Below are 18,911 nucleotides of genomic sequence, written 5' to 3'. Positions count from 1 at the left end.
GCACGCCCATGCCCGAGGTCGACCGGGCCGCGGCATCGCGGGCGGCGATCGCCGCGCGTCGCGCGCGTGCAGCGGTGAAAGAGGCCGTGCGGGCGGGGGAGCGCACCGCGATCGATGTGGCTGAGGCCGCGTGGCGGTCGACGGATGCTCCCGAAGCAAGCATGCGGGTGCCCGAGCTTCTCGGCTCCCTGCGCGGACTCGGTCCGGCGCGGGTTGCTGAGGTTCTCGACGCACTGCAGATCTCGCCCGTCAAGCGGCTCGGAGGGCTTGGCCACCGCCAGCGCACGCGCCTGGCGTCGTGGCTTCGCGCGCGTGAGGGAGTGCCGGGCCGCGGTCGCCTCGTGGTGCTCGCCGGGCCAACGGCCGTGGGCAAGGGCACGGTGTCAACGTTCATTCGCGAGAATCACCCAGACGTACTGTTGAGCATTTCGGCAACGACGCGCTCGCCTCGACCGGGTGAGGTCGACGGTGTGCACTACTACTTCGTCGATGATGCGGAGTTTGACGCGATGATCGACCGGCATGACCTGCTCGAATGGGCGACGGTGCACAATGCGTCGCGCTATGGCACACCGCGCCCGCCGGTCGAGGCCGCACTTGCCTCAGGCCGCAGTGTGTTGCTCGAGATTGACCTGCAGGGCGCCCGTCAAGTGCGCGAGACGATGCCGGATGCTGTGCTCGTCTTCTTGCTTCCGCCGAGTTGGGAAGAACTCGTGCGTCGCCTTGTCGGCCGCGGGACGGAGTCGCCCGACGAGCAATCCCGCCGGCTCGAGACCGCTCGCGTCGAACTGGCGGCCCAAGACGAGTTTGATGTTCTCGTCGTCAACGATGATGTGCGCCGCGCGGCACAAGAGGTCGTAGACTTGCTGGCAGTGCCCAGTGACGGAGCGCGACCGTCGGGTCGCGCCGGCGCGGCGCGATAGCGAGACCCGCAGACGACGTGCTCCGGGCGAAACGAGAGCGAGCATCCCATGGCTGACAAGAACTCCGGCATCATCGAACCCCCCATCGACGAACTGCTGTCGAAGGTTGACTCGAAGTACCAGCTGGTGATCTTCGCCTCGAAGCGTGCTCGTCAGATCAACGACTACTACGCCGACCTTCACGAAGGCAGCCTGTTCGACAACGTTGGCCCGCTCGTCGACTCGACCGTGGATGACAAGCCCCTGTCGGTGGCGTTGCACGAGATCAACGAAGACAAGCTCGTTCTCACGCGCCTCACGGACTAGGTCTCGCGTCGCATGACCGCTCCGACGCCGCACGCCGCGGGTCGCCTCACGGTCGTGCTCGGCATCACGGGCGGCATCGCCGCCTATAAGGCCGTCGGCGTTGCTCGAGAGTTCGTCGTGGCCGGCCACGATGTGCACATCGTGGCCACCGAAGGAGCGTTGCGTTTCGTCGGGCGGCCGACGCTCGAAGCGATTAGCCGCAATCCCGTGCACACCGACCTCTATGAGGGTGTTGCCGAAGTGCGGCACGTCGCTCTCGGTCAACGTGCTGATCTCATCGTGATCGCGCCGGCCACAGCGCACACCATCGCGTCGTTGGCGGCTGGCCTCGCTGGCGATCTGCTCGGCACCACCGTGCTTGCGAGCGCAGCGCCGCTCGTCATTGCTCCGGCGATGCACACCGAAATGTGGGAGCACCCGGCAACGGTGGCCAATATTGCGACGCTCCGCTCGCGCGGGGTGACGATCGTCGGCCCCGATTCGGGGCGGCTGACGGGCGCCGACGTTGGGGCCGGGCGAATGTCGGAACCGTCGACAATCGCTGCCGCCGCGCTCGCGGTCGTGGGGCCACGCGATCTCGTTGGGCGCAGCATCCTGATTTCTGCGGGCGGAACCCGCGAGCCGCTCGACCCCGTGCGCTTCATCGGCAATCGTTCGAGTGGGCGCCAGGGCGTTGCTCTCGCCGAGGCGGCTCTGGCCCGCGGGGCGTCGGTCACGCTCGTGGCAGCACACCTTGAGGTGGATGCCCCGGCCGGCGCGACGGTGGTGACTGTGGGCACGACGAGCGAGCTGCAATCGGCGATGCGCGAGGGCGCCGCCGAGGCCGACACGATCATCATGTGCGCCGCGGTCGCCGACTTCCGACCGACGAGCGTTGCCGACGGCAAGATCAAGAAAGACGCGGTGGGTCAAACCTTGAGTCTCGAACTTGAGCGCACTCCGGATGTTCTCGCCGGGCTCGCCGCCGATCGACGAGGTGGCCAGCGGGTCGTGGGGTTTGCCGCAGAAACCGAGGCAGACGACGACCGCTTGCAGCACATTGCAGCCGACAAGGCGCGCCGCAAGGGTGTCGACCTTCTCGTCGTCAACCGTGTGAGCGAGACCGAGGGTTTCGGTACACCGACCAATAGCGTCACGATGCTCGACGGCGACGGTACCGTGGTAGCACGGGCGGCGGGCGACAAGTTGTCGGTCGCGCACCGTATTCTCGACCTGCTGGTCTAGCCGAACGTGTTCGGCGATACCGTGCATTTCGCCGTTCGATGACAGGAATTCCATGACCGCGTTGCGACTGTTCACTTCTGAATCGGTCACCGAGGGGCATCCTGACAAGATCTGCGATCAGATCTCTGACAGCATTCTCGACGCCTTGCTCACGGTTGACCCGCAGAGCCGCGTCGCCGTCGAAACCCTCGTGACGACGGGGCTCGTGCACGTCGCCGGTGAAGTCACCACGAGTGGATACGTCGACATCCCGGGCATTGTGCGTCAGCGTGTCACCGACATCGGGTACACGTCGAGCGATGTGTGGTTCGACGGCCGCTCGTGCGGGGTGTCCGTCTCGATCGGCGAACAATCACCCGACATTGCGCAAGGCGTCGATGCGGCCTTCGAGTCGCGTGAGGGCGACAGCACCGACGAAGGTGATGTGCAGGGCGCGGGTGACCAAGGCATCATGTTCGGCTACGCGACCAATGAGACGCCCCAGTTGATGCCCCTGCCGATTTGGTTGGCACACCGACTCGCTGAACGTCTTGCCGACGTGCGCAAGCAGGGCGTGCTCGACTACCTCGCACCGGATGGCAAGACCCAAGTCACGGTCGGGTACGACGGTTCCGTGCCCCGCACGGTCGAGACTGTTGTGCTCTCGACGCAGCACATGCCATCGGTCTCGACTCAGCAATTGCGCGACGACGTTCGGCGCACGGTCATCACGCCCGTTCTCGAGGCGGCCGGCTTCGACGCGACGACGCCGCGCGTGCTCATCAACCCCACCGGTCGGTTTGAGATCGGCGGGCCGCAGGGAGACGCGGGCCTCACCGGCCGCAAGATCATCGTCGACACCTATGGCGGCGCGTCTCGGCATGGTGGTGGTGCATTCAGCGGCAAAGACCCGTCGAAGGTTGACCGCTCGGCCGCCTACGCCATGCGCTGGGTCGCCAAAAACGCCGTTGCGGCGGGTCTGGCCGATCGCCTTGAGGTGCAGGTTGCCTATGCCATTGGCACGGCGGCGCCGGTGGGCCTCTATGTCGAAACGTTCGGCACGGCCCACGTCGATGAATCGCGCATCATCGACGCGATTCGAACGGTGTTCGATCTGCGCCCCGGTGCGATCATTCGCGATCTCGACCTGTTGCGACCCATTTACGCGCAAACCAGCACGTACGGGCACTTCGGCCGCGAGCTGCCTGACTTCACCTGGGAGCGTCTCGACCGCGTCGACGCACTGCGCAGCGAGGCCGGTCTCTAAGGTGCCGTCGGCATCCATTGCACGGGTGCTGCTCGATTCACCCCTGCCGCAGCTCGACCGACTCTTTGACTACACGATTCCCGAACGGTGGCGCGAGCAGGCGCTTCCGGGCGTACGGGTGCTCGTGCCGTTGCGATCGGCAGGCCGTCAAGCGAAGGGCTTCATTGTCGAGGTCGTCGATGAGGTGGGTTACGAGGGCGTGTTGAGCGAGCTCGACGAAGTGGTCTCGCCCGCTCGCGTGCTCGACCCCCAGGTGTGGCGACTCATCCGACGCGCGACCGATCGGGCCGCGGGCGTGGCAAGTGACCTCGTGCGGTTGGCCGTTCCGCCGCGTCAGGTTCGGGTCGAGAAAGCGTGGCTCACTCGCCGCGCTGAGTCGCCCGAGGCTCGCGACGTCAGGAACGCCCAGCGGCCGGTCGCGCCGGTCATCACGGGGTATGCACCGGAGGCCTTCGCCGAGGTTGTGCGCGCCCATGACGTGCTCTCTGCTCCCGGCGATGACCGCGGTTCGGCAGCGCGGCGCATTGCCCTGGCGGCGATCGCGGCGCCCATCGAGATTGCGCCGGGGGTGTGGGTTCCCGCGAGTCTTCGTACCCTCGCAGAACTCGCGGTCGCCACGCTCGCGGCGGGCCGCAGCGCCATCGTGAGTGTGCCCGACTATCGCGATCTCGATCACCTCGCCGCGTGCCTCGGCCTTCTCGTTTCGGGCGATGACGTGGCGCGCATTGACGCAACCCAGCCGGCCGCCGACCGCTACCGCGCGTTCTTGCGCACGCTGGATGACCGGCCGGTGATTGTCGTCGGCAATCGCTCGGCCTTGCTCGCTCCGGCCCCCGCGCTCGGGCTCATCGCCGTGTGGGACGACGGAGACTCGCTGCATGTCGAACAGCATGCGCCGGGCATCCACAGTCGCGATCTCGCGCTGCTTCGCCAAGAAGATTCGGGATGCGCGCTCGTGTTCGCCGCCCACGCGCGCAGCACCGATGTGCAGCGCCTCGTCGAAGTCGGGTGGCTCACGGCTGTCGAGCCAAGCGGCCACTGGCGCCGCCGCATCACGCCGACGGCACAGCAAACGGGTGGTGAGGCCGCCGCGGCGCGCGCACGAATTCCGTCGAGTGCGTGGCGCACGGTCTCCGACGCCCTCCAGCATGGGCCCGTGCTCGTGCAGGTGGCTCGGCCGGGGTACGCGCCGCGATTGGCGTGCGCCGATTGTGGAGAAACGGCACGCTGCATGACCTGCCAGGGGCCGTTGGGGGTCGCGAGGGCGGGCGCCATGGCGTCGTGCCGGTGGTGCGGCGCGCTCGCTGCGGCCTGGCGATGCGGAACGTGCCAAGGTGAACGCTGGCGCACCGTCGGTCGCGGGGCGAGCCGCACGGCCGATGAGTTGGGCCGCGCCTTTCCCGGGGCCCGGGTCGTCGTGTCTGACGGCACGACGCCACTGCAGAGCGCACCCGGTGGGCGAACGCTCGTCGTCGCCACGCGCGGCGCAGAGCCACTCGTTGCCGGTGGCTACCGTGCGGTTTTGCTTCTCGATGGCGAGAGCATGCTCGCTCGTGAGAGCTTGCGCGTCGTCGAAGACTGTGTGCGGTGGTGGTGCAATGCCGCCGCACTCGCTGCGACAGACGCCCCTGTATTGCTCGTGGGTGTCGGGGGAGCAGTCGCCACAGCGCTCGCGACAGGGCACCCCGAGCGCATCGCCGCGGCAGAGCTCGCCGACCGCCGCGTGCTGCGATTTCCCCCTGCCGTGCGTGTTGCGGCCCTCGCCGGAACGCCCGAGGCCGTCACGCGGGCCACGCACGCTCTCGGCGACCTCGAGGGCGTCGATGTGCTCGGCCCGACCGAGCTTGACGACGGACGTGTGCGGGCGATCGTTCGCCTCGACTACGCCCGCGGCGCCGAGGTGGCCGCACGACTGAAGGCCGAACTTGTTCGAGGCGCGACGGCGCGCGCCCCCCGGCCCTCGGGTGCTCCGCCTCGCCGCCGAGTTCCCGCGCTGCGAGTGCGGTTTGACGACGCCGAGCCTTTCGACGACCCGGGCGGCCGCCCGGTCAGCGCGTGACCCTTGTGCGAAAGCGTTGCGCGCGGTCGGGCGTCGAGCGGGCATCCGGTTGAATGGACTCATGCCCGCTCTGCGTCTCGTCGTTGCCGGTAGCCCTTCGGCTGCTGTGCCCACGCTCGCGAGCCTCGCCGAGAGCGAGCACGGGATAGTCCGCGTGATTACTCGGCCGGCATCACCTCAGGGCCGCAAGCGCGTGCTGACCCCCACGCCGGTCTCCGATGAGGCTGAACGCCGAGGCCTGGCGGTGCTCGAAGCGCGGCGGCTGAGTGAGATCGAGAACGAGCTGCTGCCGCTTGATGTCGACCTCGGAGTGATCGTTGCCTACGGTGCGCTCGTGCGAGAACCGTTGCTGTCGTGGCCTCGGTTGGGCTGGATCAACCTGCACTTTTCGCTGCTGCCGCGCTGGCGTGGTGCAGCCCCCGTGCAACACGCCGTCATCGCGGGTGATGCCCAGACCGGCGCGACCGTCTTTCAGCTCACCGAAGGCCTCGATGAGGGTGACTGGTATGCACGCCTCACGACGCCCATTGGAGCGCACCGCACCGCCGGGTCACTGCTCGATGAGTTGAGTGTCTCAGGCGCCGCACTCGTGTGTGACGTTGTCGATCAGCTCGCGAGTGGCACCGCCGTGGCGCGACCGCAAGAGGGCGCGGTAACTCTGGCACCCAAACTCAGTCGCGACGATGCTGCGCTGCACTGGAGCGAGAGTGCCGAGACCGTGCACAGCCGCATGCGCGGCGTGACTCCCGAACCCGGTGCGTTTACTCACGCCGACGGGCAGGTGATCAAGGTGCTCGACGCGGTTATCGCCCGGGATGCTGCGCCGCTACCGCCCGGACACCTGCGTCGTGACGGCTCGCGCCTGCTCGTAGGCACGGCCACGCTTCCTCTCGAACTCGTGCGTGTGCAACCCGCGGGTAAGCAGGCGATGGCGGCTCTCGATTGGGCTCGGGGACTGCCGGCTGATCAGTTTCCGGTGTTCGCGTGACCGGGCGACCGCAGTCGGTGGGGTCGAAAGCACGCGCGCACACAACGGCTACGCCGCGCCAGGTCGCCTTCGATGTGCTGCGAGCTGTTGCCGATGACGACGCGTATGCCAACCTGCTTTTGCCCACGCGGTTGCGGCGCGCACGACTCGTCGGGGCTGATGCGGCTTTCGCGACCGAACTGACCTATGGCACCCTGCGTCGGCGTGGCCACTACGATCGCATCATCGCGCGCGCCGCGGGGCGCTCGGTCGAGGCGATCGATGCGGTGGCGCTCGACCTTCTTCGGCTCGGCGCGCACCAGTTGCTCGGCATGAGCACCCCCGCCCACGCCGCGGTGTCAGAGACGGTCGAGCTCACGCGTCGTGCCCGTGCCGCTCGCACGACCGGGTTTGTCAATGCCGTCTTGCGCACGATTTCGCGTGACGACGACCTGACGTGGACGGCCCGCTTGCTCGACGGCGTGACTGACCCCGACGAGCGCGCCGCGATCGAGCACGCGCACCCCGCGTGGCTCGTGGGGGCCCTGCGTGCCGCGCTCGCGCGCGAAGGCCGGGAGCACGAACTCGAGGCCCTGCTCATCGCCGACAACGTCGCGCCTCGCGTCACCCTTGCAGCACTTCCCGGGTTCAGTGAACCCGATGAGCTGGGTGACCGCACACCGTATTCGCCGGTGGGTGCACGCTCGGTCGCTGGTGACCCGGCTGCGCATCCCGATGTCGCTGCGGGCCGTGCGCGCGTGCAAGACGAAGGCTCGCAGTTGGCTGCTCTCGTACTGTCACGGGCTCGGCCGGTAACGCCGGGAGAGCGGTGGCTCGACCTCTGTGCGGGCCCCGGAGGCAAAGCTGCGCTGCTCGCCGCCGAGGCCCGTGCTGCGGGTGCGACGCTCACCGCGAACGAAGTGGTGCCCGCGCGGGCCGACCTGGTGCGCCGTGCACTGCACGCAGTTGATTCCACGATCGAGGTGCGCGTCGGCGACGGTCGAGAGATCGGCGCGCTCGAGCCGAACAGCTACGACCGCATCTTGCTCGACGCGCCCTGCACGGGCCTCGGGGCCTTGCGTCGTCGTCCCGAAGCCCGCTGGCGAAAGACCGCTGATGACGTCGCCCCGCTCGCGACGCTGCAGGGTGAGCTTGTGCGCAGCGCTCTCACCGCGCTGAAGCCCGGAGGGGTGCTCGCCTATGTGACGTGCTCGCCGCATCCCGACGAGACGACGGCAATCGTGGATGCCCTCCTCGCCGAGAGCCCCACCGACGTCGCCCCGCTCGACACTCTGGCCGTGCTCGCCACCATTACTCGAACCCCGCTCGACCTCGGCGAGCTCGCGCACGGAGCCGCGCAGCTCTGGCCGCACCGTCACGGAACCGATGCGATGTTCATCCAGCTCTTGACGCGTCGGTCGTCGCTGTGACGCAGATGAGTACGCTGGCGACGTGACTGTGCGTATCAACCCGAGCATCCTGTCGGCCGACTTCGTCAACCTGCAGCGTGATGTCGAGCGCATCGCGAGTGCCGACCTTGTGCACGTCGACGTCATGGATAACCACTTCGTGCCCAACCTGACCTTTGGCCCGCAAATGGTGGGCCGGTTGCAGGCGATCGCCCCTGTTCCGCTCGACGTACACCTCATGATCAGTGACGCGGATCGTTGGGCACCGGGGTACGCCGAATTGGGCGCGTTCTCGGTCACCTTTCACGCCGAAGCAGCGACCGATGTCGTCGAAACGGCGAGGGCCTTGCGTGCGCGCGGCAGCAGGGCGGGCCTCGCCGTCAAGCCCGGCACGTCGGTCGAGCCCTACCTCGACCTGCTTCCTGAGTTTGATCAGGTGCTCGTCATGACGGTCGAACCGGGTTTCGGGGGGCAATCGTTTATGGCCGAGACGATGCCCAAGCTGCGTGCACTTCGGGAAGCGGTCGATCGGCACGGACTCGACGTGTGGCTGCAGGTCGACGGGGGAATCGCCCTCGACACCATCGGCATTGCTGCCGAGGCCGGTGCTGACACGTTTGTCGCGGGGTCGGCGGTCTACGGGGCCGCGAACGTCGAGTCGGCGATCGCCGAGCTACGGGCTGCGGCCCAGTCGCACCAGCACTGAGCGGCGCATTCGGCATACACCGAGGTCTGGTTGGATGGAGTCATGAGCCAGAACACGAAGCCCGAAATCGACTTCTTCGAGGGCCCCACGCCCGCTGACCTCGTCATCACCGACCTCGTTGTCGGCACGGGCGCTGAAGCGCAGCCCGGTTCGACCGTCGACGTGCATTACGTCGGTGTTGAGTTCGAGACGGGCGAAGAGTTCGACGCCTCGTGGAACCGCGGGTCGTCGATCAACTTTCCCCTCGGTAGCCTCATCGCCGGCTGGCAGCAGGGCATTCCCGGCATGAAGGTGGGCGGTCGTCGCCAGCTGGTTTGCCCGCCGCACCTCGCCTACGGCCCCGCCGGAGGCGGTCATCGACTCTCGGGCAAAACTCTCGTCTTCGTCATCGACCTGCTGGGCGTTTCTTAGTCCTCTCGAAGAACGCACTGCGCCAGGCCGGTACCCTGGGGCGGTGAAGACTTTCGACGGGCTGTTTGCTGAGCTGAGTGAGAAGGCGCGACTGCGCCCCGAGGGCTCGGGCACCGTTGCGCAGCTCGATGCGGGCATCCACGCCATTGGCAAAAAAATCGTCGAAGAGGCCGCCGAAGTGTGGATGGCCGCCGAGTACGAGAGCAACGAGTCGACGGCTGAAGAGGTTTCGCAGCTGCTCTACCACCTGCAGGTGTTGCTCGTCGCGAAAGGGCTGACCCTCGACGACGTGTACAAGCACCTTTAACGCCCGCCACCACGACCAGCGCCCCACACGGCGCACCGCTCACGAAGAGACAACGCCATGCTGAGAATTGCGGTACCCAATAAGGGTTCGCTTTCCGAGACCGCCGTCGAGATGCTCGTCGAGGCCGGGTATATCGGTCGTCGTGACCCGCGTGCCCTCACGGTGAGTGACCCGCGCAACGGTGTCGAGTTCTTCTACCTTCGCCCGCGTGACATTGCCACTTACGTGGGTTCGGGCGCGCTCGACGTCGGCATCACGGGGCGTGACCTCCTGCTCGATTCCGGGTCGGCCGCGGTCGAGATTCAGCCGCTCGACTTTGGCGGGTCAACGTTTCGCTTTGCGGCTCCTCCCGGAACCGTCTCGCAGCTGAGTGATCTCACCGGATTGCGCATTGCGACGAGCTATCCCAAGCTCGTTGGCGACTTTCTGGCGCAACACGGGGTCTCCGCACAGATCGTGAAGCTCGATGGCGCCGTCGAGGTCTCGAATCGACTGGGAGTCGCGGATGCGATTGCCGACGTCGTCGAGACGGGGTCGACTCTGCGTGCTCAGGGCCTGGAGATTGTCGGGCCGGTGATTCTCGAATCGACCGCGGTGCTGATCAGTGCACAGCCCGAGCGTGCCGGCATCGCCACGCTCCAGCGTCGCTTGCAAGGGGTCTTGGTCGCTCGCCAGTACGTTCTCATCGACTACGACCTTCCGATCGCGCTTCTCGAGCGCGCCCAAGCCATCACTCCCGGGCTTGAGTCGCCAACCGTCTCACCGCTCGCCGACGGCTCGTGGGTTGCCGTGCGCGCTATGGTTCCGCGTGACGAGACCAACCACGTGATGGATGAGCTCTACGAGCTCGGTGCGCGGGCGATTCTCGTCAGCTCGATTCACGCCGCCCGCATCTGATGAGCGTTTCGGTGCGCGTCATCCCGTGCCTCGATGTTGCTGCAGGCCGGGTCGTTAAGGGCGTCAACTTTCTCGACCTGCGTGACGCGGGCGATCCCATTGAATTGGCGCGCACCTACTACGAACAGGGAGCCGACGAGATCACGTTTCTCGATGTGAAGGCGACCGTCGACAATCGCGACACTATGTTCGATCTCGTGCAGGCCACGGCCGAGCAGGTGTTCATTCCCCTCACGGTCGGCGGGGGAGTGCGCACTGTCGACGATGTTGCTCGGTTGCTCGCCCACGGCGCCGACAAAATCGGAGTCAATAGCGCGGCGATCGCCCGCCCCGGACTCATTGACGAGATTGCCGATCGTTTCGGGGCTCAAGTGTGTGTGCTCTCGCTCGACGTGACGCGCGACACCGACGCGCCGAGCGGATTCGTCGTGACGACTCACGGCGGTCGCGAGCGCACAGCGATCGACGCCATCGGGTGGGCGCGTGAAGCGATCGAGCGAGGCGCGGGGGAGTTGCTCGTCAATTCGATTGACGCCGACGGCACCAAAAACGGCTTCGACCTCGAACTCATTGCCGCCGTGGCTGAGTCGTCGACCGTGCCCGTCATCGCTTCGGGGGGAGCGGGAGCGCTCGAACACTTTGCGCCTGCTGTCGCGTCGGGTGCGCATGCGGTGCTCGCCGCGAGCGTTTTCCACAACGCCGAACTCACTGTCGGTCAGGTCAAAGATGCGCTGCGCGCAGAAGGGATGAGCGTGCGATGAACGAGGGTGACATCGACGCCGTCGTGGCTCGAGTTCGCTTTGACGCTGCCGGCTTACTGCCCGCGGTCATCCAACAGCACGACACCCGTGAGGTGCTCATGGTGGGGTGGATGAACGCCGAGGCCTTGCGCAGAACGCTAACGGAAGGTCGGGTGACGTTCTGGAGCCGCTCGCGGCAAGAGTTTTGGCGAAAAGGCGACACGAGTGGCCACGTGCAGTACGTGCGTGGTGCGGCTCTTGACTGCGACGGAGACACGGTGTTGGTGTCCGTCGAGCAAGTGGGCGTGGCTTGCCACACCGGGGCTCGTTCGTGTTTCGACGTCGACCCTCTCGCCCCCACGATCGGAGCCCCCGCATGAGCGAGACGACGCGCGACGAGTTTGCACACCAGGTGCGCCATGCCCGCGTGGTGCCGGTCATCCGCACGCTCTTCGCTGACGCCCTCACGCCAGTCGGCTTGTATCGCTCGCTCGCCGAGGGGCGCACCGGCACCTTCTTACTCGAGTCTGCGGAGCAGGGCGGTATCTGGTCGCGGTACTCCTTCGTGGGTGTTCGATCGTTCGGCGTGCTCACCGAACGGGATGGCGAGGCCGTCTGGCTCGACGGCACGATCGACGCGGATCGCGCGTTTGGCGCACCCATGCCTCGGTCGACGTTGGCGGCGCTCGACGCGCTCTACGCGCGCTGGCGCTCACCCGAGAATCCCGAGCATCCGCCCCTGACCGGCGGGCTCGTGGGCTTTATTGGGTGGGATGCTGTTCGCCAGGTTGAACACTTGCCCGACGCCCCCGCCGCTGACTTTGCGTGTCCCGAGCTCGCCATGGCCTTTGTCAGTGAGCTCATCGTCATGGACCACCGTCAAGGCACCGTCTCGTTGATCGCGAGCGTTCTGGCCGACGGAACCCACGACGACGACACCCTGTGGGCGGATGCTCAATCCCGGCTCGATGCCCTAGAAGCCGCTCTTGCCGCCCCGGCCGAGCCGAGCATCGCCCGCATCGACCTCGACACCGTTCCTCAGCCGCGCCATCGCTCAACACCGGCCGAGTTCTTGGGGGCAGTAGAGCGATCGAAAGACTTCATTCGCGACGGCGACGTCTTTCAGGTGGTCATTGCCCAGCGGTTTGACCACGAGCTGACGGCGAGCCCGCTCGATGTTTATCGGGTGCTGCGCGCGCTCAATCCTTCGCCCTACATGTATGTCTTGGCGCTCGAGACTGCGGACGGCAGTCCGTATGCCATTGTCGGGTCGTCACCCGAGGCGCTCGTCAAGGTCACCGACGCACGCGTGTACACGCATCCCATCGCCGGTTCCCGACCTCGTGGTGATACCCCTGAGCACGACGGTGAGCTCGCTGACGAGTTGTTGGCTGACCTCAAAGAGCAGGCCGAACACTTGATGCTGGTCGACCTCGGCCGCAATGATCTTTCCAAGGTCTGTCGGGCAGGTACCGTCGAAGTGACCGAGTTCATGCAGGTGGAGCGATTCAGCCACATCATGCATCTCGTGTCGAGCGTCGAAGGTGACTTGCGCGACGACGTCACTCCGATCGACGTGTTTCGGGCGACCTTCCCGGCCGGCACTCTCAGCGGCGCCCCCAAGCCGCGCGCACTCGAGATCATCGACGAGCTCGAGCCGGCTCGGCGAGGCGTCTACGGCGGTGTCGTTGGCTACTTCGCGTTCTCCGGTGACCTTGACCTCGCGATTGCCATTCGCACGGCGTTTCTCGCTGAGGGGGTCGCTCGGGTGCAGGCAGGTGCCGGTCTAGTCGCCGACTCCGTGCCACAGACGGAGTATCAAGAAACACTCTCGAAGGCGGCAGCGCCTCTGCGCGCCGTTGCCATCGCAAATGCCCTGACGCGCGGGGCCCACGCATGACGGCGGCTCGTCGGGTTCGACTGCTCGCGCTGATGTCGCCCATCGTCGTCGCCGCGGTGGCGATGCTCGCGTGGACCCAACCCTGGGTCGAGCTGCAGCTGACAGACGGGCGCACGGTCATTGCTGCGGGAGACGCCACGGCTCCCGCTGTGCCGCCGTTCGCTCTCGCGGGGCTTGCCCTCGTCGGAGCGTTGACCCTCGCTGGCCTGGTCTTCCGCATCATTCTGGGCCTCTTGCAGTCTTTGCTCGGCGTGGGGCTTATTGCGTCAGGGATGCTCGCGGTCAGTGACCCGGTCGCTGCCTCGCTCGCGCCGCTGACGGCCGCAACAGGTGTCGACGGCCTCGACTCGGTGCGGGCGCTGGTCGAGTCGACTTCGGTCTCGGCGTGGCCGTGGGTTGCCATCGTGGCGGGTGGCGCCGCGGTTGTTGTTGGCATCGCGATCGCGGCGACAGCATCCCGTTGGCCGCAGCGGACTCGACGGTTCGATGGCGTGAAATTTGCGGCTGAGCCGACTGACGCTCGAACAGATCGACTCGACGCCTGGGACGCGTTGAGCGACGGCGACGACCCCACAGCACGATAGACTGACCGAGCACTGACCGACCATCCAGGAGTGACGATGAACGCGCAGAACGACCCCGGCCACGGCGACTCACCCGCTGCCTGGACCGCCGTGACGATCATGCTCATCGGCTTCTCGATTGGCACGGTCGCCTTCTTCTTCGCCATCGAGTGGCTGGTGTGGGCGAGTGCTGCCCTCGTGCTCGTCGGCTGGGCCATCGGCGGCATCATGGCAAAGGCCGGCTACGGCGTGAAGGGCCCCAAGTTCACGCCGAAGGCGCACTCCTAGGTGCTCGCCGGTCTCGTCGCCGGCGCGCTCGACGACGCGGCCCGACGGCGTGAAAGCCGGTCGCTTGCCGATGTCGAGCGACTCGCCCTTGCCGCGGTTCCCGCCCTCGACGCGCGCGCAGCCCTCGAGCGTGGCCCCCACATCAAGGTGATTGCGGAGGTCAAGCGGGCGAGTCCGTCGCGCGGCCCGCTCGCGAGCATCCCTGATCCCGCTCTCTTGGCGCGACAGTATGCCGAGGGTGGCGCATCGGCAATCAGCGTGCTGACCGAAGAACGTCGCTTTGGCGGCAGTCTCGCCGATCTCGAAGCGGTTCGTGCCGCGGTGAGCGTGCCGGTGTTGCGCAAAGACTTCATTGCCGAGCCCTACCAAGTGCTTGAGGCGCGGGCTGCGGGTGCCGACCTGGTGCTGCTCATCGTTGCCGCGCTCGACGACGCGCAGTTGCGTGAGTTGCACACGCTCATTCTCGAACTCGGCATGACGCCGCTCGTCGAGACCCACGACGCCGACGAAGTGCGGCGCGCGGTTGACCTGGGGGCACACGTCATTGGCGTGAATGCCCGAGACCTCAGCACCTTCGAGCTTGATCGCGACCTTTTCGGGCGTCTCGCGCCCCGTATTCCCGACGGCACCGTACGCATCGCCGAGTCGGCCGTCAGCTCGGTCGCAGACGTCGAGCACTACCGTCGAGCAGGAGCCGATGTCGTGCTGGTCGGCGAAGCACTCGTCACGGGTGGCGATCCTGTCGCCACTCTCAATGAATATCTGGCGGTCTCATGAAGCTACGCGAACAGGTCGGCCCCTACTTCGGTGAGTTTGGGGGTCGCTTCGTACCCGAGTCACTCATCGCTGCCCTCGACGAGCTCGATGCTGCCTATCAGGCCGCCCGTGTCGACCCGTCCTTCGCCGCTGAGTTGACTGAACTCCACCGCAGCTATACCGGTCGACCGTCGATCATCACCGAAGCCAAGAGATTCGGCGAACACGCCGGTGGCGCCCGCGTCTTTCTGAAGCGCGAAGATCTCAATCACACGGGCAGCCACAAAATCAACAATGTGCTGGGTCAAGCGCTCTTGGCGAAGCGTCTCGGCAAGACGCGCATCATCGCCGAGACGGGTGCGGGGCAGCACGGCGTTGCCAGTGCCACGGCCGCAGCGCTCTTCGGGCTCGAGTGCGTGGTCTACATGGGCGAGGTCGACACCGAACGGCAAGCGCTCAACGTCGCGCGCATGAAGCTTCTCGGGGCCGAGGTGATCCCCGTCACGGTCGGTTCTCGCACCCTGAAAGACGCGATCAACGAGGCTCTGCGTGACTGGGTCGCGAACGTCGAGACGACGCACTATCTGCTCGGTACCGTCGCGGGACCGCATCCGTTCCCGACGATGGTGCGCGACTTCCACTCGGTCATCGGCGTCGAAGCGCGCGAACAACTTCTCGCGCTCACAGGCCGCTTGCCCGATGCCGTCGTGGCGTGTGTCGGTGGTGGTAGCAACGCCATGGGTATCTTCCACGCCTTCCTTGACGACGAGAATGTGCGCCTTGTCGGCAATGAGGCCGCCGGTGACGGCGTCGACACTCTCTTTCACGCGGCGACGATCACGATGGGGCGGCCGGGCGTGTTGCACGGTGCCAAGAGCCTCATGCTGCAAGACGACGACGGCCAGACGATGGAGTCTCACTCCATCTCGGCGGGCCTCGACTATCCGGGAGTCGGCCCCGAGCACGCGTGGTTGGCGTCGATCGGGCGTGCCGAGTATCGCCCCGTCACTGATGCCCAGGCGATGGATGCCCTGCGCCTCCTCAGTCGCACCGAGGGCATCATCCCGGCTATCGAAACGGCGCATGCTTTGCACGGTGCACTCGAACTCGGCCGCGAGTTGGGGCCGGAAGGCATCGTGCTCGTGTCTCTCAGCGGACGCGGTGACAAAGACATGGAAACGGCAGCGCGATACTTTGGCCTGCTCGACGCGGCGGCCGCGACTGCTGAGTCAGGAGACCAAACATGAGCGCCGTCGCCGACGTGATTCGCACGCGAAACGATGAAGCGTCTGGAGCGCTCATCGGGTATCTGCCGGTGGGTTTTCCCTCGCTCGACGCGAGCGTTGACGCCGCCGTCGCGCTCGTCGAGAACGGTGTCGACATTGTCGAGTTGGGACTGCCATACAGCGATCCCGTGATGGATGGCCTGACCATCCAGCGCGCCACCCAGACAGCCCTGCGCAACGGCTTTCGATTGCGCCACGGCTTCGAGGCAGTGGAGCGCATTCGCGCGCGGGTCGACGCGCCGTTGCTCGTCATGACCTACTGGAACCCCGTGGTTCAGTACGGGGTCGAGCGATTCGCGACCGATCTCCAGAACGCCGGGGGAGCGGGGCTCATTACCCCCGACCTGATTCCCGATGAGGCAGCCGATTGGATGGCTGCATCGGAGGGGCACGATCTCGATCGCGTGTTCCTCGCCGCACCGTCGTCGAGCGACGCGCGCATGAAGCAAGCCGTCGACAGCAGTCGGGGCTTTGTTTACGCGGTCTCCACCATGGGCATCACGGGGGCTCGTGACGACGTTGATAAGGCGGCGCGCAGCGTGGTTTCACGCTTGCGTGATGCGGGTTCGACGAGCGCGTGCGTCGGTCTGGGTATCTCGACCGCCGAGCAAGTCGCTGACGTTCTCAGCTACGCCGATGGCGCGATCGTGGGGTCTCGCCTGGTGGCCGCCTTGGAGCAGGGGGGCGTTGCCGAAGTGGCCGCCGTGGCTGCTGAACTCTCCGCCGGTACACGCCGCTAGGCTTGCTCCGATCCACTGTGCTTGACAGCCCTGCGAAAGGTTTCTGACGTGATCCAGCCCCTGAGCATCCCGAGCCCTCCCGAGGAATGGCAGGTATTCAATCTCGGGCAGTGGTTGCGCGACATCGGACTCACCTGGTTCGGATTCGACGTCAACATTTACGCGTATGCGATCTGCATTCTGATCGGAATCGTCGCAGCGGTCGTTCTGACGAATCACCGCCTGACTGCGCGGGGAGCCGAGCCGTGGATCACGCTCGACATTGTCCTCTTTGCGGTGCCGTTCGGCATCATCGGTGGGCGGGTCTATCACGTGCTCACGCACCCCGATGACTATTTCTTCGAAGGCGCTGACCTCCTGAGAACTCTCTTCATCTGGGAAGGGGGCATGGCAATCTTTGGTGCGCTCATCGGTGGGGCACTCGGTGTCTGGATCGGGTGCCGTGTCACGGGCGTGCGTTTCTGGTCTTTCGCCGACGCGCTCGCTCCGGGGCTTTTGCTCGCGCAAGCTTTCGGTCGGCTCGGAAACTGGTTCAACCAAGAACTGTTCGGTTTGCCGACTGACCTGCCGTGGGGATTGGAAATCGATCGTCCGAACGACGCCATTCCGGTAGGCCTCCCCGACGACGTGCTCTTCCACCCGACCTTCCTCTACGAGATCGTGTGGAATGTCACGGGCGCGATCGTGATCCTTCTGCTCGCTCGCCGCGTGACCTTGCAGTGGGGCAAGCAACTCGGCATCTACCTCATCTGGTACGGCGCCGGACGCAGCGTCTTCGAGACGATTCGCCTCGACCCCAGCGAGCTCTTCTTGGGCATCCGCGTCAATGTGTGGGGTGCCTGGATTGCGGTGATCATCGGAATCCTGATCATCGTCGTGCAGTCTCGCCGACACACGGGGCTCGAGCCCTCGCCATACGTCTCCGGTCGGGAGTGGACGCCGGAGGCTGGGGTAGACTCCGAAGACGTCTACACCGACTCCGATGACGACAGCAATGAGGCTGCCGTTATCGCCGGTGCTCCCGGTTCGACTGACGCCACAAGCGAGTCCACCGCGAAGCCGTAACGCCACGCACGATGCTCACCGAGCACAGCGGGCGGCCATGAAGATCGCCACCACACTCGATCTGGCATCGACGGCGCGCTTCGCGCGTTCTTCCCTTTCCTTCGGGCCAGCGACGTCCCACACGGTTTCCGCAACAACGTGAGGACGAACACGATGGAACTCACATCCCCGATGCAGAGGTTCTCTGCTGTTCCTGCTGCGCAGGGCATGTATGACCCGCGCCGCGAACACGACGCCTGTGGTCTGGCGATGGTCGCGACGCTCCGCGGAACCGCTGGTCACGACATCATTCAGGCTGCCCTCGATGCGCTCCGTAACCTCGAGCACCGCGGGGCTGTTGGTTCTGACGCGGGAACGGGTGACGGCGCCGGTATCATCACGCAGATTCCCGACGCGTTCTTGCGCGCGGTGATGCCGTTCGAGCTTCCTCCGGTCGGTCAATACGCCATCGGAACCGCATTCTTGCCGACGAACGACGACGAACGCGCCCGCGAGAAGGCGGGCATCGAGGCGATCGCTGTCTCAGAAGACCTGGAGGTTCTCGGTTGGCGCGTTGTGCCCACCGATGCCGCCAACATCGGCAACTTGGCGCGCGCGGCGATGCCCGCATTCGAGCAACTGGTTGTGCGGTCGACGCGCACCGACGAGTCGGGAGTGCCGCTCTCGGGCGTCGCGCTCGACCGACAGACGTTCCGCGCTCGCAAGCGGGCCGAGCGCGAGTTAGGTTCGTACTTCCCGTCGCTGTCGTGCCGCACCCTTGTCTACAAGGGTATGGTGACGACCCTGCAGCTCGAGCCGTTCTACCCCGACCTCAGTGACGAGCGCTTTACCTCGAAGCTCGCTCTCGTGCACTCGCGGTACTCAACAAACACGTTCCCGTCGTGGCCGCTCGCGCAGCCGTTCCGGTCGATTGCGCACAACGGCGAGATCAACACCGTTCAGGGCAACCGCAACTGGATGCGCGCCCGCCAGTCACAGCTACGCTCTGAGCTCTTCGGCGATCTGCGCGACGTCTTCCCGATCGTGACGCCGGGCGCGAGCGACTCGGCCTCGTTTGACGAGGTCGTGGAGCTGTTGACGCTCGGCGGCCGCTCGTTGCCCCACGCGATCATGATGAT

General features: G+C 66.2%; 20 protein-coding genes and 1 pseudogene. All 21 read left to right on the top strand.

Annotated features, from left to right (window positions below; genetic code table 11):
• Positions 1-8 precede the first annotated feature (8 nt).
• Positions 9-923, top strand: coding sequence for a guanylate kinase (gene gmk / locus SFU54_RS02490; RefSeq protein WP_319014745.1), 915 nt, complete (start codon positions 9-11; stop codon positions 921-923).
• 48 nt (positions 924-971) lie between these two features.
• On the top strand, positions 972-1,229 hold the full coding sequence (gene rpoZ, locus SFU54_RS02485) for a DNA-directed RNA polymerase subunit omega (RefSeq protein ID WP_293168195.1): 258 nt from the start codon (positions 972-974) through the stop codon (positions 1,227-1,229).
• Between the two features lie 12 nt (positions 1,230-1,241).
• On the top strand, positions 1,242-2,453 hold the full coding sequence (coaBC, locus tag SFU54_RS02480) for a bifunctional phosphopantothenoylcysteine decarboxylase/phosphopantothenate--cysteine ligase CoaBC (protein ID WP_319014732.1): 1,212 nt from the start codon (positions 1,242-1,244) through the stop codon (positions 2,451-2,453).
• A 52-nt stretch (positions 2,454-2,505) separates the two neighbouring features.
• On the top strand, positions 2,506-3,699 hold the full coding sequence (gene metK, locus SFU54_RS02475) for a methionine adenosyltransferase (protein WP_319014731.1): 1,194 nt from the start codon (positions 2,506-2,508) through the stop codon (positions 3,697-3,699).
• Between the two features lie 25 nt (positions 3,700-3,724).
• The gene (locus SFU54_RS02470; RefSeq protein ID WP_319014730.1) at positions 3,725-5,758 is read left to right on the top strand and encodes a primosomal protein N'; all 2,034 of its coding nucleotides are present in this window, start codon (positions 3,725-3,727) and stop codon (positions 5,756-5,758) included.
• A gap of 70 nt (positions 5,759-5,828) precedes the next feature.
• A complete protein-coding gene (fmt, locus tag SFU54_RS02465) occupies positions 5,829-6,746 on the top strand; it encodes a methionyl-tRNA formyltransferase (RefSeq protein WP_319014744.1) in 918 nt (305 codons plus the stop codon).
• On the top strand, positions 6,743-8,155 hold the full coding sequence (locus SFU54_RS02460; protein ID WP_319014729.1) for an RsmB/NOP family class I SAM-dependent RNA methyltransferase: 1,413 nt from the start codon (positions 6,743-6,745) through the stop codon (positions 8,153-8,155). The genes fmt and SFU54_RS02460 overlap by 4 nt, the downstream gene beginning before the upstream one ends.
• A 22-nt stretch (positions 8,156-8,177) precedes the next feature.
• Positions 8,178-8,840 (top strand): ribulose-phosphate 3-epimerase, encoded by a 663-nt coding sequence (gene rpe / locus SFU54_RS02455; RefSeq protein WP_319014728.1) that lies wholly within the window; start codon positions 8,178-8,180, stop codon positions 8,838-8,840.
• A gap of 42 nt (positions 8,841-8,882) precedes the next feature.
• Positions 8,883-9,251, top strand: coding sequence for an FKBP-type peptidyl-prolyl cis-trans isomerase (locus SFU54_RS02450; RefSeq protein ID WP_319014727.1), 369 nt, complete (start codon positions 8,883-8,885; stop codon positions 9,249-9,251).
• Between the two features lie 43 nt (positions 9,252-9,294).
• Positions 9,295-9,558, top strand: coding sequence for a phosphoribosyl-ATP diphosphatase (locus tag SFU54_RS02445; protein WP_319014726.1), 264 nt, complete (start codon positions 9,295-9,297; stop codon positions 9,556-9,558).
• Positions 9,559-9,615: 57 nt separating this feature from the next.
• The gene (gene hisG, locus SFU54_RS02440; protein WP_319014725.1) at positions 9,616-10,455 is read left to right on the top strand and encodes an ATP phosphoribosyltransferase; all 840 of its coding nucleotides are present in this window, start codon (positions 9,616-9,618) and stop codon (positions 10,453-10,455) included.
• On the top strand, positions 10,455-11,216 hold the full coding sequence (gene hisF, locus SFU54_RS02435; protein ID WP_319014724.1) for an imidazole glycerol phosphate synthase subunit HisF: 762 nt from the start codon (positions 10,455-10,457) through the stop codon (positions 11,214-11,216). Before hisG ends, hisF begins: the two co-directional genes overlap by 1 nt.
• Positions 11,213-11,575 (top strand): phosphoribosyl-AMP cyclohydrolase, encoded by a 363-nt coding sequence (gene hisI, locus SFU54_RS02430; RefSeq protein WP_319014723.1) that lies wholly within the window; start codon positions 11,213-11,215, stop codon positions 11,573-11,575. Before hisF ends, hisI begins: the two co-directional genes overlap by 4 nt.
• Positions 11,572-13,095 (top strand): anthranilate synthase component I, encoded by a 1,524-nt coding sequence (locus SFU54_RS02425; RefSeq protein ID WP_319014722.1) that lies wholly within the window; start codon positions 11,572-11,574, stop codon positions 13,093-13,095. Before hisI ends, SFU54_RS02425 begins: the two co-directional genes overlap by 4 nt.
• Positions 13,092-13,679 (top strand): Trp biosynthesis-associated membrane protein, encoded by a 588-nt coding sequence (locus tag SFU54_RS02420; RefSeq protein WP_319014721.1) that lies wholly within the window; start codon positions 13,092-13,094, stop codon positions 13,677-13,679. Before SFU54_RS02425 ends, SFU54_RS02420 begins: the two co-directional genes overlap by 4 nt.
• A gap of 36 nt (positions 13,680-13,715) precedes the next feature.
• Entirely contained in the window at positions 13,716-13,946 is a 231-nt protein-coding gene (locus tag SFU54_RS02415; protein WP_319014743.1) for a DUF6704 family protein, read from the top strand.
• Positions 13,947-14,723: an indole-3-glycerol phosphate synthase TrpC gene (trpC, locus tag SFU54_RS02410; RefSeq protein WP_319014720.1), complete on the top strand. Its 777-nt coding sequence runs from the start codon at positions 13,947-13,949 to the stop codon at positions 14,721-14,723.
• A complete protein-coding gene (gene trpB / locus SFU54_RS02405; protein ID WP_319014719.1) occupies positions 14,720-15,949 on the top strand; it encodes a tryptophan synthase subunit beta in 1,230 nt (409 codons plus the stop codon). Before trpC ends, trpB begins: the two co-directional genes overlap by 4 nt.
• Positions 15,946-16,728 (top strand): tryptophan synthase subunit alpha, encoded by a 783-nt coding sequence (gene trpA / locus SFU54_RS02400; RefSeq protein WP_319014718.1) that lies wholly within the window; start codon positions 15,946-15,948, stop codon positions 16,726-16,728. Before trpB ends, trpA begins: the two co-directional genes overlap by 4 nt.
• A 48-nt stretch (positions 16,729-16,776) precedes the next feature.
• A complete protein-coding gene (lgt, locus tag SFU54_RS02395) occupies positions 16,777-17,793 on the top strand; it encodes a prolipoprotein diacylglyceryl transferase (RefSeq protein WP_413466542.1) in 1,017 nt (338 codons plus the stop codon).
• Between the two features lie 153 nt (positions 17,794-17,946).
• Positions 17,947-18,911, top strand: a pseudogene (locus tag SFU54_RS02390) (glutamate synthase subunit alpha); the annotation flags it as partial.

The organism is Microcella sp. (assembly GCF_033763155.1).
In the GTDB taxonomy this organism is placed as follows: Bacteria; Actinomycetota; Actinomycetes; order Actinomycetales; family Microbacteriaceae; genus Microcella.
This window is presented reverse-complemented; position numbering and strand designations above follow the sequence as displayed.